Raw genomic sequence first — 14,758 nt, 5'->3', positions numbered from 1 at the left:
ACGCGCCGGCCCCCGCGCTTTCGCCCCCGCCATGCCGCGCGCCTTCCGAAGGCTCCCCCTGTTTCTCGACAGCCGACCGGCGCCGTCGCGCCGGCGACAGGAAGGCGTGCGGAATGCCAGACGGAACCTCCCTCCCAGGAACCTCCCTCCCCGGGCCCTTGCGGGCGGCCGACGCGGCCGATGCCTTCGCCGGCGCGATCGCCGAGTTCACCGCCCTGCTCGGTCCGGAGCGGGTGATCCGCGACCCGCTGCGGCTGCTGGCCTACGGCACCGACGCCAGCTTCTACCGGCTGGTCCCCCGGGTGGTGGTCAAGGTGGAGAGCGAGGAGGAGGTGGCCGCCATCCTGGCCGCCTGCCGCCGCGACCGGCTGCCGGTCACCTTCCGCGCGGCCGGCACCAGCCTGTCCGGGCAGGCGGTGACCGACGGCGTGCTGGTCGTCCTGGGCGACCGCTGGACCCGGATCGTGGTGGAAGAGGACGGCAGGCGGGTCCGGCTCCAGCCGGGCGTGCTCGGCGCGGACGCCAACCGGCGCCTTGCAGCCTATGCCCGCAAGATCGGCCCGGACCCTGCCTCGATCGACAGCGCCAAGATCGGCGGCATCGCCGCCAACAACTCGTCGGGCATGTGCTGCGGAACCTCGGACAACAGCTACAAGACGCTGGCCGCGATGCGGCTGCTGCTGGCCGACGGCACCCTGGTCGATACGGGGGACGCCGGCAGCCTGGCCCGATTCCGGCGGAGCCACGGCGGGTTGCTGGACCGGCTGGCCGGTCTGGGCGCCGCGACCCGGGCCGACGCGGATCTGGCGGCGCGCATCCGCGCCAAGTTCGCGATCAAGAACACCACCGGCTACAGCATCAACGCGCTGGTCGATTTCGAGGACCCGGTCGAGATCCTCCAGCACCTGATGATCGGGTCGGAAGGGACGCTGGGCTTCATCGCGGAGGTGACCTACCACACCGTGCCCGACCATGCCCACAAGGCGAGCGCGCTGCTGCTGTTCCCCGACATCGGCGAGGCCTGCCGCGCCGTGGCGCTGCTGAAGCCGGCACCCGTCTCCGCCGTCGAGCTGATGGACCGGGCGGCGCTCCGCTCGGTCGAGGACAAGCCCGGCATGCCGGCGGAGATCCGCGGGCTGGCCGACGGGGTCACCGCCCTGCTGGTGGAGACCCGCGCCGAGGACGCCGCCGGCCTGGACGCCAACATCGGCGCCATAGCCTCCGTCCTGGCCGGCGTCGCGACCCTGGGGCCGGCCGCCTTCACCTCGGCGGCCGACGAGTACGGCAAGCTGTGGAAGATCCGCAAGGGCCTGTTCCCCGCGGTCGGTGCCGTCCGCCGGGCCGGCACCACGGTGATCATCGAGGACGTGGCCTTTCCGATCAAGGACCTGGCCGCCGCCACCCTGGACCTCCAGGCGCTGTTCGCGAAGCACGGCTACCACGAGGCGATCATCTTCGGCCACGCCCTGGACGGCAACCTGCACTTCGTCTTCACCCAGGACTTCGCGATCGATTCCGAGGTGGAGCGCTACGCCGCCTTCATGGACGACGTCTGCAAGCTGGTGGTCGAGACCTATGACGGCTCCCTCAAGGCGGAGCACGGCACCGGCCGCAACATGGCGCCCTTCGTCGAGATGGAGTGGGGCCGCGACGCCTATCTGCTGATGCGTGAGATCAAGTCGCTGCTGGACCCGCTCGGCATCCTGAACCCCGGCGTCATCCTGAACGACGACCCCAAGGCGCACCTGCGCGACCTGAAGCCGATGCCCAAGGCCGACCCGCTGGTCGATACCTGCATCGAATGCGGGTTCTGCGAGCGCATGTGCCCGTCGGCCGGGCTGACCCTGACGCCGCGCCAGCGCATCGTCGGCTGGCGCGAGATTTCCAGCCTGGCCGACACCGGGGCGGACCCGGCGCGCGAGGCCGGGCTGCGCAGCCTCTACGACTACCAGGGGTTGGACACCTGCGCTGCCTGCGGGCTGTGCGCCACCGCCTGCCCGGTCGGGATCGAGACCGGTTTGCTGACCAAGGCGCTGCGCGGCCGGTCCCAGTCGCCGCTGCGCCGCCGGATCGGCAGCCTCGCGGCGCGGCATTTCGGCGGCGCCCTGGCCGCGGCCCGCCTGGGGCTGGGGGCGGCGGCCCTGTCGCGCCGGGTGATCGGCCGGACCGCGACCATCTCCCTGGCGGGATCGCTGCGGCGGCTGTCCGACGGGCGCGTCCCCAAGATCGGGCCGTCGCTGCCCGGCCCCGGCGCCGTTCCGTCCGCCGGCGGCGATCCGGCCGGCACGCCGGTGGTCTATGTGCCGAGCTGCGCCACCCGGACCTTCGGCGCCTCGCCCGATGCGCCGGAACGGGACGGCGTGCCCGAGCGGTTCGCGGCCCTGCTCGGCAAGGCCGGCTTCCGCGTCGTCTTCCCGGAGGGCCTCGGCGGCCTGTGCTGCGGTCAGGCGTTCGAGAGCAAGGGAATGGCGGAGACGGCGGACGCCATGACGGAGGCGATGGCGGCGGCCCTCGCCCAGGCCAGCGACGGCGGGCGGATCCCGATCGTGATGGACGCGTCCGCCTGCACCCTGCGGCTGAAGCGGACCCTGGCCGGCCGGCTGACCGTGCTGGACAGCATCGAGTTCCTGCACGACCACGTGATGCCGCGCCTGGAGGTCGTCGCGAAGGAGACGGCGCCCGTGCTGGTCCATGTCAATTGCTCGGCCCAGCGGATGGGTCTGGGCGACAGGATCACCGCCCTGGCCGGGGCCTGCGCGGAGACGGTCGTGGTTCCCGAGGGCGTCGGCTGCTGCGGCTTCGCCGGCGACAAGGGCTTCGGCACGCCGGAGCTGAACGACCATGCGCTGCGCCGCCTGCCGGAGGCGGTGCCGTGGGACGCGGAGGGCGGCTATTCCTCCAACCGGACCTGCGAGATCGGCCTTTCGGAACATGCCGGCGTGCCCTACCGCTCGATCGTCTATCTGGTGGACCGGGTCACCCGGCGGCGCTGAGCGGCATCGGGAGGGGCTGGGGGAGCGGCAACGGGAGCGGTGGGGTCAGCGAGGTCGAGGTCATCAGGGCGGGTGCCCGGCGCGGGGCGAAGGGCGCCGGCTTCACGGCGGCCGGCCTGCCGGACGGCTTCTGCCGCGACACCGGGTCATCCACCGAGGTCACTATCTCGACGGCGGCTTCGGCGAGGCGGCCGTCGTTCTCCTCGGCCGGGTCGAAGTCGTGCGCCTCCAGGTCGGCGTCGGGGTGCGGGGCGGCCGTGAAGTGATGGGGGATGCGCTTGTCCAGCATGATGCCGCGCAGCTTCAGGCGCAGCTCGACCGCGCGCAGCGCGAGGGCGCTCTGCTTCTTCTCCATCGCGTCGGCGATGATCGCCTTGACCGTCTCCGCCGCGTCATTCAACTCGACCTCGATCCCGGCGGAACGGGCCGCCCGGAGCTGATCGACGCGGATGCGGATCTCCGGCCGGGCCATCAGGCACGACCCGCGCTGCTTGGCGCCCTTGGGCGAATAGCCGGCCCGGCGCGCGGCCTCGGCTCCGCCGACATTGGCGGCCATGGCCTGGCAGAAAGCCTCGTGCCGGGCGGTGAGGCGGATCACGGGAGTTGCATCGGACATGGCGGCGGCCCTCGGCGGTAGACGATGCCGGAAAGTTTACGGGATTTTTCGGAACAAAGACAGAACATTTAGGTATCGGAGAGGGCACCCGACGCAAGCGGGTGTGTGAGGGAAGCCGGGGTCAGACCACCATTTCGCCGGAAGATAGGCATTCGGAAGGCTTGGTGCGAAATGGTGGTCTGACCCCGGTTTCCCGCCGTTGCGAACACCTCGCCACAATATAGTTGCGCTGCGGTTGAGCGCTGGCTTCGGAGTGGTAGTGGTCGGGGAAGACGTCGCTCGGCGTACCGGCATCGATCAGGCGCTCCGCGCCGGCCGGCAGGGCGCCGAAGCGCCGGGCGAACTGGCGCCGGAGCATCGCGGTCCGGCCGAGCGCGACGCCTTCGGCGAGCAGTTCGCATTCCCATTCTCGATGCGTTCCGCCAGCATGCCTTGAACCTCCTCGATATCCATCGGCACCGTCGCGGCCTGTGGGCCGGCGACCAGACCTGCGACCGCGTGCGCGCCCCCTTGCCGAAGGATGGTCGGCTGGAGCTGTACCAGATCAGGTCGATCCGCCCGGGGCAGCCGATCCGATGCGTTGCGCCAAGGCGCAACCTACGATCGTCGGCTCGCATCACCGCCGCGCTGCATCGAGCGTAGGTTGCGCCCATGGCGCAACACAGGGCGGAGAGTGGAACGGCAGGCTGCGAGGACCGGAGCGGTTCAACCTGACCGGGGACCGCTCTGACGGTTACGGTGCCGGCCGGAGAATCAGGTTATTCGCCGGGGCGGAGGAGGCCGGGGAAGACGTCGCCGGGCGCTTGGGCGTCCATCAGGCGATCCATGTAGGCGTCGTGCTGATCCGGCGTCGCGGTATCGATCAACCGTTCCACATCCGCCGGCAGGGTGCCGAAGCGGCGGGTGAACTGGCGCTTGAACATGGCGGCCCTGCCCTCGGCGATGCCTTCGGCCTTGCCCTCCGCGGCGCCCTTGGCGATGAGTTCCTGTTCCCACTTCTTGATGCGTTCCGCCAGCATGCCCTGAACCTCCTCGATATCCATCGACACCGTCGCGGGCTGCGGGGCGCCGACCAGGCCCGCGACCGCGTGCGCCACCACATCGCCGAACGCCAGCCGCAGCGTAGCATGTCCCGGATGCTCGGCGAACCAGGCCACCGCCTGGCCGACCAGGCCGGGCAGGTCGTCCGGCCGGTCGCAGATCTCGATCCGGAACAGCAGCGCCACCAGGCTGTCGTGCCGGGCCAAGTCCTCGGCGCGCAGCCGCTTCTCGTCAATCAGATGATAGCGGACCTGCGGCTGCCAAGGCCAGAGCGGCGAGTCCTCCGGCAAGGCCACCAAGTCGGTCGTGTCGGCGGGGCAGTCCCAGCGGGCCTCGCCGGCGTAGAGCACGATCGGCAGCAAGGGCGGCAGCCGGCCGCCCGGCGCCAGGGCGCGCCCGTCGATGATCTGCTGCCAGAGCAGGCCGGAATAGACCTGCACCCGCACCGGCATGAACCGCTCCGGGGTCGCCTGGAACTCCAGCAGCAGGTAGATGTGGACCATCTCGCCGGCCAGCGTCGGCACGCGCCAGATCACGTCGCCCTCGCGCCGCTCGCCGCGGGGGGCGTGGAACTTGGCGTTGACCCGTTCGAGCCGGGTGAAGTCCAGCAGGGCGGCGATCCCGGCGGGCAGGAAGCCGCGCACGAGCTGCTCGATCATCACCGGGTCGGAGAACAGGCGGTGGTACAGGGAGTCGGAGGCTTGCATGGTCGCGGGCGCCGGTCGGGGTATGGTCGCGCGAACAGCAGCATACTCCCGCAACCATCGGCAAGGGTCGGACAGCCGCCGCGACCTTCTGACCCGGTCCGGTCCCTCGGAACGCGGGCGCCCGCCGGAGCGCCATCACCTTCGGTTTCGTCGGTGTTTACTTGCGTGCCTCTCTCCGGATGAATCCCGGATGTCCCGATGCGCCTCTCCCCGGCTCGGGGAGTTATGGTAAATAATGCCGCGTCGGGTAGCGAACGCGCGAGGTGAGCGATGGAAACGGTCGGGGGAGTCCTGCGTCGGTTCATCGGGGCGGCGGGGTTGCTGCTCGCCACTGCCGCGGCGCCGGCCGTGGCGGACGAGACCTGCATGTCGCCCTTCATGCCCAAGATCACGGGGCAGGAGGATTACGTCTATGTCTGGACCCTGGGCGTCGAGGGGATGGGCGACGGGTCGGACAAGCTGGTGACCGTGGATGTCCGGCCGGGCTCGGCGACCTATGGCAAGGTGATCGCCAGCGCCCCGGTCGGCAGCCGGAACGAGGCGCACCATGGCGGCTTCACCGACGACCGCCGCTATTTCTGGACCAGCGGATTGGACACCAGCCGGATCTTCATCTTCGACATCCACACCGATCCGGCCCGCCCGAAGCTGGAGCGGACGATCGAGGACTTCGTCCAGGCCAGCGGTGGCGTGGTCGGGCCGCACGGCGCCTACGCCCTGCCCGGACGCATGCTGATGTCGGGGCTGTCCAACGCCAAGGACGGGGGCGGGCGCACCGCGCTGGTCGAATACACCAACGACGGCCGGTTCCTGGCCTCCCACTGGATGCCGACCGCCGAGGATCCCCGCGGGGCCGAGATCGAGAAGGTCGCCGACGGCTACGGCTACGACCAGCGCGTCCTGCCGCGCAGGAACGCGCTGCTGACCTCGTCCTTCACGGGCAAATCCAACTATATGAGGAACTTCGGCGAGATGCTGAAGGACCCGGAGGCCATGACGCGGTTCGGCCAGACCGTCGTGCTGTGGGACTTCCACGAGCGCAAGCCGCGCAAGGTGTTCCATGTGCCGGGCGCGCCCCTGGAGATCCGCTGGGCCTGGGGGCCGACCCACGACTACGCCTTCACCACCACGGCGCTGACCTCCAAGATCTGGCTGATCCACCTGGACGCCGACGGCGAGTGGAAGGCCAAGGCGGTGGCCGACGTCGGCAATCCGTCCGACATCCCGCTGCCGGTGGACATCAGCCTCAGCGCCGACGACAGGACCCTGTTCGTGGACACCTTCATGGACGGCAAGGTCCGGGTGTTCGACGTCAGCGACCCGCACGCGCCGAAGCAGATCCACGAGGAGACGATCGGCAGGCAGGTCAACATGGTCTCCCAGTCCTGGGACGGACAGCGGGTCTATTTCACCACCTCGCTGCTGGCGAACTGGGACAAGAAGGGCGCCGACAACGACCAGTTCATCAAGGGCTACGACTGGGACGGCCGGAAACTCCACCACCGCTTCACCATCGACTTCAACGCCGAGAAGCTGGGCCGGCCGCACATCATGCGGCTGGGAGCCGCCAGCCTCTACGCGAACTGAGCGGGAGGGAGCGCCGTGCGCGCCCTCGCCCCGGGCTTTGCCCTGTTCCTGTTCCTGTTCCTGTTCGCGGCGCCGGCCGCCGTCGCCGGACCCGGGCACCATCCCGGCGGGTTCGACTACGACCCGCCGGAGCCGGGAACCTACCGCCTGCCGCCGCTGGCCCCGGCGGCGGACGGGACCGCGCTGGACGAGACGGGGGAGGTGCGCGGCCTGCACGACCTGATGGCGGGCAGGATCACCGTCCTGGGATTCATCTATACCCGGTGCGGCGACGTCTGCCCGCTGGGCACCCAGATGATGAGCGGCCTGCACGAGGCCACGGCCGGGGATCCGGCCCTGGCCGCCGGGGTGCGGCTGGTCACCATGAGCTTCGACCCCGGACACGACACGCCGGAGGTGATGGCGGAGCAGGCCCGGGCGCTGCGCGGGAATGGGGGCGCCGACTGGCAATTCCTGACCTCGCGCGGCGGGCCGGAGCTGGAGACGGTCCTGGCGGCCTACGACCAGCGGGTGCTGCGCAAGCCCGACCCGGACGACCCGGCCGGGCCGCTGGCCCATCAGCTCCGGGTCTACCTGATCGACGGGGAACGGCGGATCCGCAACATCTACAGCCTGGACTTCCTGGACCCCCGGCTGGTGCTGGCCGACATCCGCACCCTGATGCTGGAGCACGCGGCGCGCCACTGATGGGCGGCGCGGGACGGCCTATGCCGGGCCGGGGAGCGCGAAATGCCTGTCCGCCCAGGCGACCGCCGCCGCGGCGTCGCGGCCATGGGCGTCGGCGCCGATCCGCCGCCACAGGTCGGGGCAGCGGTTGAAGGGATGGCCGCCGACGATGATCCGGGTGTTGGCGCATCCCGGATCGGCCCTCAGCGCCTCGACCAGGGCGGCGGCCTTGGGCAGGTTGGGGGCGATGGTGACGGACAGGGCCAGGAGCTCGGGCCGGTCCGCCTTCACGGCCCCGACGATGCCGGCGACCGGGACGCTGGCGCCCAGGAAGGTGGTTTCCCAGCCGTTCAGGGTGAAGACGTCGCCGACCATGCGCAGGCCGATCTCGTGCAGCTCCCCGTCGATGCAGACGGCGAGCAGGCGCCGCCCGGTGCCGGAGCGGCAGGCGGCATAGGGCTGGAGCTGGGCCAGGATCGACTGGGTCGCCGTCGTGGCGAAATGCTCCTGCGGGATGGTGAGCCGGCCGGTCATCCAGAGCCGGCCCACCTCGTGCAGGCAGGGCTGGAAGACGTGCAGGTAGAGGTCGGTCAGCGGGATGCCCGTGTCGGCGGCGTTGATGATCAGGTCCGCGGCGCCCTGCCGGTCCTGGTCGAGCAGCAGCGCCAGGTAACCCTGGGCCAGGGTCCGGTGCGGGTTGTTCTCCGCCAGCAGGTTCGGGGGCACGTCCTCCATGCTGTCCATCAGCCGCAGGCTGTCGGCCAGGTACTCGGCCGGCAGGGCGTCGCCGCGCTCGGTGAAGATTTCCAGAAGCGTTTCCAGCGTTCCGGCCAAGTCGGCGACGTCGAGGTGGTGGCAGATGAAGATCGACCGGAGCCATTCCGTGTAGCTGCGGAACAGCTCCAGGCTGCCGGTGGCGGTGGCGGCCTCCAGATAGAGCAGCGTGTATTGAAGGTCCTCGACGCAGCGCCGGCGGCCTTCGGTGCCGTACCGCTGCGCCATCTCGGGATGCCGGAGCCAGTAGCGCAGGACGGCTCGCTCCGCGAAGGCGCGGCGCTGCGGATCCGAACCGGCATCGAAGATCAGGCCCATGCTCTCTCCCGGACGGCACGCTCATGGGGTCGCCTCGCGCGTACCGTACCGTACATATGGGGACGGATCGCGCACGTGGAACCGGCTGTCCTTAAGTGCTTGATCCGCCTGAACGGATGACAGCCGGCCCCGGCCGGGGCTAGCCTGTCCGTGCCGGCCCGAAAGAACGGCCGGGTTAAGATAAAGAGGAAGGGAGACCATGGCGAAGAGCCTGGACCAGCGCTTCGAGCCCATCGTCGTCGAGGACGCCGACGATATCGGCAGCAATGATTCGACCAATACCCCGTTCCTGGAGGTCTCCGGGATGAGGGCGGGCAGGCGCGACCTGCTGAAAGGCCTGCTCGGCACCACGACCGCCCTGGGCGCCGCCTTCGCGACGGGAGCCGCCGCCGGCGTGCTGCGGCCGTCCGAGGCGGCGGCGCAGGGCGCTTCGACGCTCACCTTCACGCAGCCGAGGCATGTCATCCTGGACTCCCACCAGGTGGCTCCCGGCTACGACGCGGACCTGCTGATCCGCTGGGGCGACAAGGTGATGCCGGACGCGCCGGCGTTCGACCCGAAGAACCTGACCGGCGCCGCGCAGGAGAAGCAGTTCGGCTATAACTGCGATTACATCGGCTACCTGCCGCTGCCCCACGGCTCCGACAGTTCGGAACACGGGCTTCTCGGTATCAACCAGAATACACGGCGCCCGAGCTGATGTTCGCCGATTGGCTCCGGACCGGCGCGGACGGGAAACAGAAGGAGCGCGGCACAACCGCTGAGGAAACAAAGGTCGAGATGGCGGCCCATGGCCATACCGTCGTCGAGGTCAGGAAGGAGAACGGGCGCTGGGCCGTGGTCGACGGCAGCCCCTATGCCCGCCGGATCACCATGAACACGGCCTGTCGCATCTCCGGCCCGGCCGCCGGGCACGCGCGCATGCGGACCGGCGCGGACCCGGCCGGCACCACGGTCTACGGCGTGCTCAACAACTGCGCCGGCGGCAAGACGCCGTGGGGCACGATCCTGATCTCGGAGGAGAACTTCAACGGCTATTTCGGCGGCGGCGACCCGGCGTCGTCGCCGCAGGCCAAGCATTACGAGCGCTACGGCATCTCGGCGGAGTCGCGCTACTGGTGGCACGAGACCGTCGACCGCTTCGACCTGGGCAAGGAGCCCAACGAGTCCAACCGGTTCGGCTGGATGACCGAGTACGACCCCTACGACGCCGCGTCCGTGCCGGTGAAGCGGACGGCGCTCGGCCGGTTCAAGCACGAAGGCGCGACCAGCATCCTCAACAAGGACGGCCGCGTCGTGCTGTATTCCGGCGACGACGAGCGGTTCGACTATCTCTACCGCTTCGTCACGAAGGGCACCTACGACCCGAACGACCGGGCCGCCAACCGCGACCTGCTGGACGAGGGGACCCTGTCGGTCGCCAGGTTCGGCGACGACGGCACCCTGGAGTGGCTGCCGCTGGTCCACGGGCAGGGACCGCTGACCGCGGCCAATGGCTTCGAGAGCCAGGCCGAGGTGCTGATCGAGACCCGGCGCGCCGCCGACCTGGTCGGCGCCACGCCGATGGACCGTCCGGAGGACGTGGAGCCGAACCCGGTCAACGGCCGCGTCTACGTCATGTGCACCAACAACTCGCGCCGCAAGGCAGGCCAGGTCGACGCGGTCAATCCGCGTCCGGAGAACCGCCACGGCCAGATCGTCGAGTTGATCCCGCCCGGCGGCGCCGGCCGGGAGGCCGACCATGCGGCCGGGACCTTCCGCTGGGACCACGTTCTGCTGGCCGGCAATCCCGCCTCGGAGAAGGACAAGGCGGCCTACCATCCGGCCACGGACGTGTGGCTGTCCTCGCCGGACAACTGCGCGTTCGATCCGCAGGGACGGCTGTGGATCTCGACCGACCAGGGCGAGGCGCAGGCGAAGAACGGCATCCCGGACGGCATGTATGCCTGCGACCTGGAAGGGCCGGGGCGGGCGCTGGTCAAGTTCTTCTTCGGCTGCCCGGCCGGGGCGGAGATGTGCGGGCCGGAGTTCACGCCCGACGGGAAGACGCTGTTCCTGGCCGTGCAGCACCCGGCCGAGGGCGAGGGCTCGACCCTGGAGAACCCGCTGACCCGCTGGCCCGACTTCGAGCCCGGCATGCCGCCGCGCCCGTCGGTGGTGGTCGTCACCAAGCAGGACGGCGGCCCGGTCGGAAGCTGAGCCTTGGGCCCGCCGCTCGGAATATTCCCGCGGCGGGCCTGTTGTCACGGGCCAACTATTTACCCGTTTGCGCGGGAAGCTATAGTTGCTACCCCGAGTATAGTGCCTTTTCCGGGCTCGGCCCGGAACAACGCTTGGCCAAATGGATCGCCGGTGAGACCTGATGTGGGATTCGAGAGCTGATGTCTGATACTCCGGACGGGAACACCGCCCGGTCGCCCGGATTGCGCTCCCCCCGTCCTTCGCCCTCATTTCGCGTGCGGACCTGGCTGGTTCTGCTGGTGACCGCCTGCGTCCTGCCGCTCGCGCTGTTCTGCATGCTCTTGCTCTATCATAACGCGAACGATCAGGCCGACCTGACCATCCGGCAGGTCCAGGACAGGGCGAGGCTCCTCGCCGAGGACATCGACCGCGAGGTTTCCCGGATCATCGCCGGCGCCGAGGTCCTGGCGACGTCCGGCACCCTCCTGGACGGCGATTTCGAGTCTTTCCACCGGCGCGCCGTCCAGGTGCGCGACCTGCTCGGCACCAATATCCTGGTCCGCGACCTGACGAGCCAGCAGCTCGTCAATACGCGCGTGCCCTGGGGAACGCCCCTGCCGCGCAACGACAGCTTCGAGGTGGACCGGCGGGTGATCGCGACCGGCGAGCCGCAGGTCTCCGGCCTCCTGATGGGGGCCATCGCCAGGTCGCCGCTGCTGATCGTGGTCGTCCCGGTCCCCCGCGGCGGCGAGCCCCGCTATCTCCTCAGCCTGACCATCGGGCTGGACCGGCTCCAGGCCATCATGTCTCCCGAGCGCCTCCCGCCGGGCTGGGTGGCGGGCGTGGTCGATCGCGACGGCATTCTGATCGGCCGCTCGCATCGGGCCGAGGAGTTCGTCGGCACCCGCCTCCGGGACGACCTGTGGGCCAGGATGAGGGACCTGCCGGAAGGCATACAGTCCGCGGAGACTTTGGACGGGGTCCCGTCGCTGCAGGCCTACAAGCGCTCCCAGGTTTCCGGCTGGCTGGTCGGGGTCAGCGTTCCGGAGTCCCTGGTGGCGGCGCCGTGGCGGCGGACCCTGGCGCTTTTCGCGGGCGGCGGCGCGCTGCTTTTCCTGATCGGGCTGGGCGTCGCCCTCCTGGTGGGCCGCCGGCTGGCGCGCCAGATCGCCGATCTCGCCGGTTCGGCCAAGGCGCTCGGCGCCGGCCGCCCGGTCGCCTTCCCGGGCCGGGGCGTCGTGGAGATCGAGGCGATGGGCGGCGCGCTGCGGGGCGCGGCGGAGCTGATCGGCAAGCGCGAGGCCGCCCTGATGGAGAGCGAGGCCCGGCTGCGGCACGTGGTGGAAGGGGCTCCCTTCCCGATCATCGTGCATGCCGAAGGCGACGAGATCGTGCATGTCAGCCGGACGCTGATCGAGGCGACCGGCTACGCGCGCGACGAGATCGGCACCCTGGAGGACTGGGAAAGGCGCGCCTTCGGTGCCGAAAGGCGGGACGGGGCCCTCGGCACCGCCCGGTTGATGACGCTGGACCGTCCGATCGACGAAGGGGAGTTCCAGGTCCGGACGGCGGACGGCCGGACGCGCGTCTGGTCGTTCCGCTCCGCCAAGATCGGGCGCGACAGCCGGGACCGGCTGCTCGTGGTCACCATGGCCGCCGACCTGACCGAGCGCAAGGAGGCCGAGGCGAGCCTGCACCTGCTGATGCGCGAGGTGGACCACCGCGCCAAGAACGCCCTTGCCGTCGTGCAGTCGATCATGCAGCTGAGCCGGAACGACAACCCGGCCGATTTCATCGAGGCCGTCCAGGGCCGCGTCGCGGCGATGGCCCGCGTCCACACCCTGCTTGCCAAGACCCGCTGGTCGGGCGCCGATCTGGAAGTCATGCTCCAGGCCGAACTGGAGGCGCTCGACGGCAACGGCCGCACCGACTTGTCGGGAACGCCGGTCTCCATCGTGGCGGAGGCCGCGCAGGCGATTTCGATCGTGCTGCACGAACTGGTCACCAACGCCGCCAAGCACGGTGCTCTGTCCGTTCCGGACGGGCGGGTCGCCGTTTCCTGGTCGGTCGATGCCGAGGACGGGAGGCTCGTCGTCGACTGGCGGGAGGAGGGCGGGCCGCCGGTGTCCCCCCCGACGCGATCCAGCTTCGGGACCTTCGTGATCGACCGGACGATCAACGGCCAGCTCCGGGGGGACCTGTCCCGCGACTGGCGCCGGACCGGGCTGTGCCTGCGCATGACGCTTCCGCGGGACTGTTTCCAGACGAGCGGGGTGCGCGGCCCCACCCTCCCGGCCTCGCCCCGGCCGGCCGTGGAGCAGCCCCGGAAGCCGGCCGTCAGGAACGCCTCGGTGCTGATCGTGGAGGACGAGGCGCTGACCGCCACGGCGATGGCAAGGGAACTGGAAGCGGCGGGCTACCGCGTGCTCGGCCCGGTCGGGCGCCTGCAGGAGGCCATCGACCTGGCGCGCACCTCCCGGCCCGATGCGGCCGTCCTGGACGTCAACCTGTTCGGCCAGCCCTCGTACCCGGTCGCCTCGGTGCTGGACGGCATGGGGGTGCCGTTCCTGTTCTGCACGGGATACGGTTCGCTCAACGGATCGGACGAACGCCTGGGCAGGGCGATGGTCCTGACCAAGCCGGTCAGCCCCGCCGTCCTGAGGGATGGCGTCGCGTCGCTGCTGACCGCCGGCGCTGAGACGGAGGTGGGCTGACGGCTCCGGCGGCCGGGGCGGCCCGATGGAACTCGGGAACCTGGAAGGGGTTGGCTGGGTATCGTTCATCCCACCGCCGAAAGAGGCCCATCATGGAAACCGCTCCCGTCGTCTGCGTGACCGGCGCGTCCGCCGGCATCGGCCGTGCCATCGCCCTCGCCTTCGCCGCCGAATGGGGCGCCTCGATCGGCCTGATCGCCCGGTCGAAGGAGGCGCTCGACGAAGTCGCCCGCGAGGTCGAGCGGCTGGGCGGGGAGGCGCTGGTCCTGCCCCTGGACGTCGCGGACGAGGCGGCGGTCCACGGTGCCGCCGACCGGATCGAACGCGAGCTGGGGCCGATCGACGTGTGGGTCAACAACGCGATGGTCACCGTGTTCGGGCGGGTCCGCGACCTGGAGCCCGAGGAGCTCCGACGGGTGACGGAGGTGACGTATCTCGGCTCGGCCTTCGGCATCCAGGCGGCGCTGCGCCACATGTCCGGGCGGGACCGCGGGACGGTGATCCAGATCGGCTCCGCCCTGGCCTACCGCTCGATCCCGCTCCAGGCGGCCTATTGCGGCGCCAAGGCGGCGATCCGAGGCTTCATCGACGGCCTGCGCTCGGAACTGATCCATGACGGCAGCGGCGTCATGATCTCCATGGTCCAGCTTCCGGCGGTGAACACGCCGCAGTTCGACTGGGCGCGCAGCCACATGCCCCGCCGCGCCCGTCCCATGGGCAAGATCTTCCAGCCGGAGGATATCGGCCGCGCCGTCGTCCGGGTGGCGGAGCGGCCCCGGCGGGAGGTCTGGCTGGGCGCCTCCGCCATGCAGGCGATCCTGGGCACCTCCGCGCTGCCCGGCTTCGCCGACCGGCACCTGGCGGACAACGCGGTTGAGGGGCAGCTGACGGAAGAGCCGGAAAGGCCGGGCCGCCCCGACAACCTGTTCGAGACGGTGCCCGGCCGGCACCGGATGCGCGGCCGCTTCGGCCTGCCGCGCCACCATCTGCGCCTGACCTCCAGCGGCGGGGCCGCGCGGGCCGCGAGCTTCGCCGCCGGCGTGGCCCTGGTCGGCGGGCTGGGCTTCCTGGCCCATGCCGCGCTGGCCGGGCCGCGCCGCTGAGCATCCTCCCTCCGTAACGCAAGGGCCTTGGCCGGGACGCGACCCTCCCGGCCGCGGC

9 protein-coding genes and 1 pseudogene are annotated in these 14,758 nt (G+C 70.7%); 7 read left to right on the top strand and 3 right to left on the bottom strand.

Annotated elements, in window-relative coordinates; translation table 11 throughout:
- The first annotated feature begins 113 nt into the window (after positions 1-113).
- Positions 114-2,993, top strand: a complete 2,880-nt coding sequence (locus IGS68_RS32835; protein ID WP_201082976.1) for an FAD-binding and (Fe-S)-binding domain-containing protein — start codon at positions 114-116, stop codon at positions 2,991-2,993.
- On the opposite strand, the gene IGS68_RS32830 is transcribed toward IGS68_RS32835, so the two are convergent.
- Complete coding sequence (locus IGS68_RS32830; RefSeq protein WP_201082974.1) at positions 2,977-3,609, bottom strand: terminase small subunit; 633 nt, start codon at positions 3,607-3,609, stop codon at positions 2,977-2,979. The two genes, IGS68_RS32835 and IGS68_RS32830, sit on opposite strands and share 17 nt — an antisense overlap.
- 259 nt (positions 3,610-3,868) lie before the next feature.
- Between IGS68_RS32830 and IGS68_RS32825 the strand changes: the two genes are divergently transcribed.
- A complete protein-coding gene (locus tag IGS68_RS32825) occupies positions 3,869-4,045 on the top strand; it encodes a hypothetical protein (RefSeq protein ID WP_201082972.1) in 177 nt (58 codons plus the stop codon).
- A 322-nt stretch (positions 4,046-4,367) separates the two neighbouring features.
- Here IGS68_RS32825 and IGS68_RS32820 read toward each other — a convergent pair whose 3' ends face one another.
- Positions 4,368-5,357 (bottom strand): Rpn family recombination-promoting nuclease/putative transposase, encoded by a 990-nt coding sequence (locus tag IGS68_RS32820; protein ID WP_201082970.1) that lies wholly within the window; start codon positions 5,355-5,357, stop codon positions 4,368-4,370.
- A gap of 270 nt (positions 5,358-5,627) precedes the next feature.
- On the opposite strand from IGS68_RS32820, the gene mtoX reads away from it, so the two are divergent.
- Positions 5,628-6,944, top strand: coding sequence for a methanethiol oxidase (gene mtoX / locus IGS68_RS32815; protein WP_201082969.1), 1,317 nt, complete (start codon positions 5,628-5,630; stop codon positions 6,942-6,944).
- 15 nt (positions 6,945-6,959) lie between these two features.
- Positions 6,960-7,631 carry an SCO family protein gene (locus IGS68_RS32810; RefSeq protein WP_201082967.1) on the top strand — a complete coding sequence of 224 codons (672 nt, stop codon included), beginning with the start codon at positions 6,960-6,962 and terminating at the stop codon, positions 7,629-7,631.
- A gap of 18 nt (positions 7,632-7,649) precedes the next feature.
- On the opposite strand, the gene IGS68_RS32805 is transcribed toward IGS68_RS32810, so the two are convergent.
- Positions 7,650-8,702 (bottom strand): cobalamin B12-binding domain-containing protein, encoded by a 1,053-nt coding sequence (locus IGS68_RS32805; protein WP_201082965.1) that lies wholly within the window; start codon positions 8,700-8,702, stop codon positions 7,650-7,652.
- Between the two features lie 199 nt (positions 8,703-8,901).
- Here IGS68_RS32805 and IGS68_RS32800 point away from each other — a divergent pair.
- The 3 genes and pseudogenes from IGS68_RS32800 to IGS68_RS32790 all read left to right on the top strand — a co-directional run bounded on the left by IGS68_RS32800 (position 8,902) and on the right by IGS68_RS32790 (position 14,700).
- Positions 8,902-10,901: pseudogene (locus tag IGS68_RS32800) on the top strand (PhoX family protein).
- 182 nt (positions 10,902-11,083) lie between these two features.
- On the top strand, positions 11,084-13,597 hold the full coding sequence (locus tag IGS68_RS32795; RefSeq protein WP_201082963.1) for an HWE histidine kinase domain-containing protein: 2,514 nt from the start codon (positions 11,084-11,086) through the stop codon (positions 13,595-13,597).
- Positions 13,598-13,689: 92 nt separating this feature from the next.
- Positions 13,690-14,700, top strand: a complete 1,011-nt coding sequence (locus tag IGS68_RS32790) for an SDR family oxidoreductase (protein ID WP_201082961.1) — start codon at positions 13,690-13,692, stop codon at positions 14,698-14,700.
- Positions 14,701-14,758 lie beyond the last annotated feature (58 nt).

The sequence above is a fragment of the Skermanella sp. TT6 genome (assembly GCF_016653635.2).
Classification (GTDB): Bacteria; Pseudomonadota; Alphaproteobacteria; order Azospirillales; family Azospirillaceae; genus Skermanella; species Skermanella cutis.
This window is presented reverse-complemented; position numbering and strand designations above follow the sequence as displayed.

Coding starts and splice junctions, on each gene's coding strand:
- IGS68_RS32835 (WP_201082976.1), top strand. CDS start 114: ATGCCAGACGGAACCTCCCTCCCAGGAACCTCCCTCCCCGGGCCCTTG.
- IGS68_RS32830 (WP_201082974.1), bottom strand. CDS start 3,609: ATGTCCGATGCAACTCCCGTGATCCGCCTCACCGCCCGGCACGAGGCT.
- IGS68_RS32820 (WP_201082970.1), bottom strand. CDS start 5,357: ATGCAAGCCTCCGACTCCCTGTACCACCGCCTGTTCTCCGACCCGGTG.
- mtoX (WP_201082969.1), top strand. CDS start 5,628: ATGGAAACGGTCGGGGGAGTCCTGCGTCGGTTCATCGGGGCGGCGGGG.
- IGS68_RS32805 (WP_201082965.1), bottom strand. CDS start 8,702: ATGGGCCTGATCTTCGATGCCGGTTCGGATCCGCAGCGCCGCGCCTTC.
- IGS68_RS32795 (WP_201082963.1), top strand. CDS start 11,084: ATGTCTGATACTCCGGACGGGAACACCGCCCGGTCGCCCGGATTGCGC.
- IGS68_RS32790 (WP_201082961.1), top strand. CDS start 13,690: ATGGAAACCGCTCCCGTCGTCTGCGTGACCGGCGCGTCCGCCGGCATC.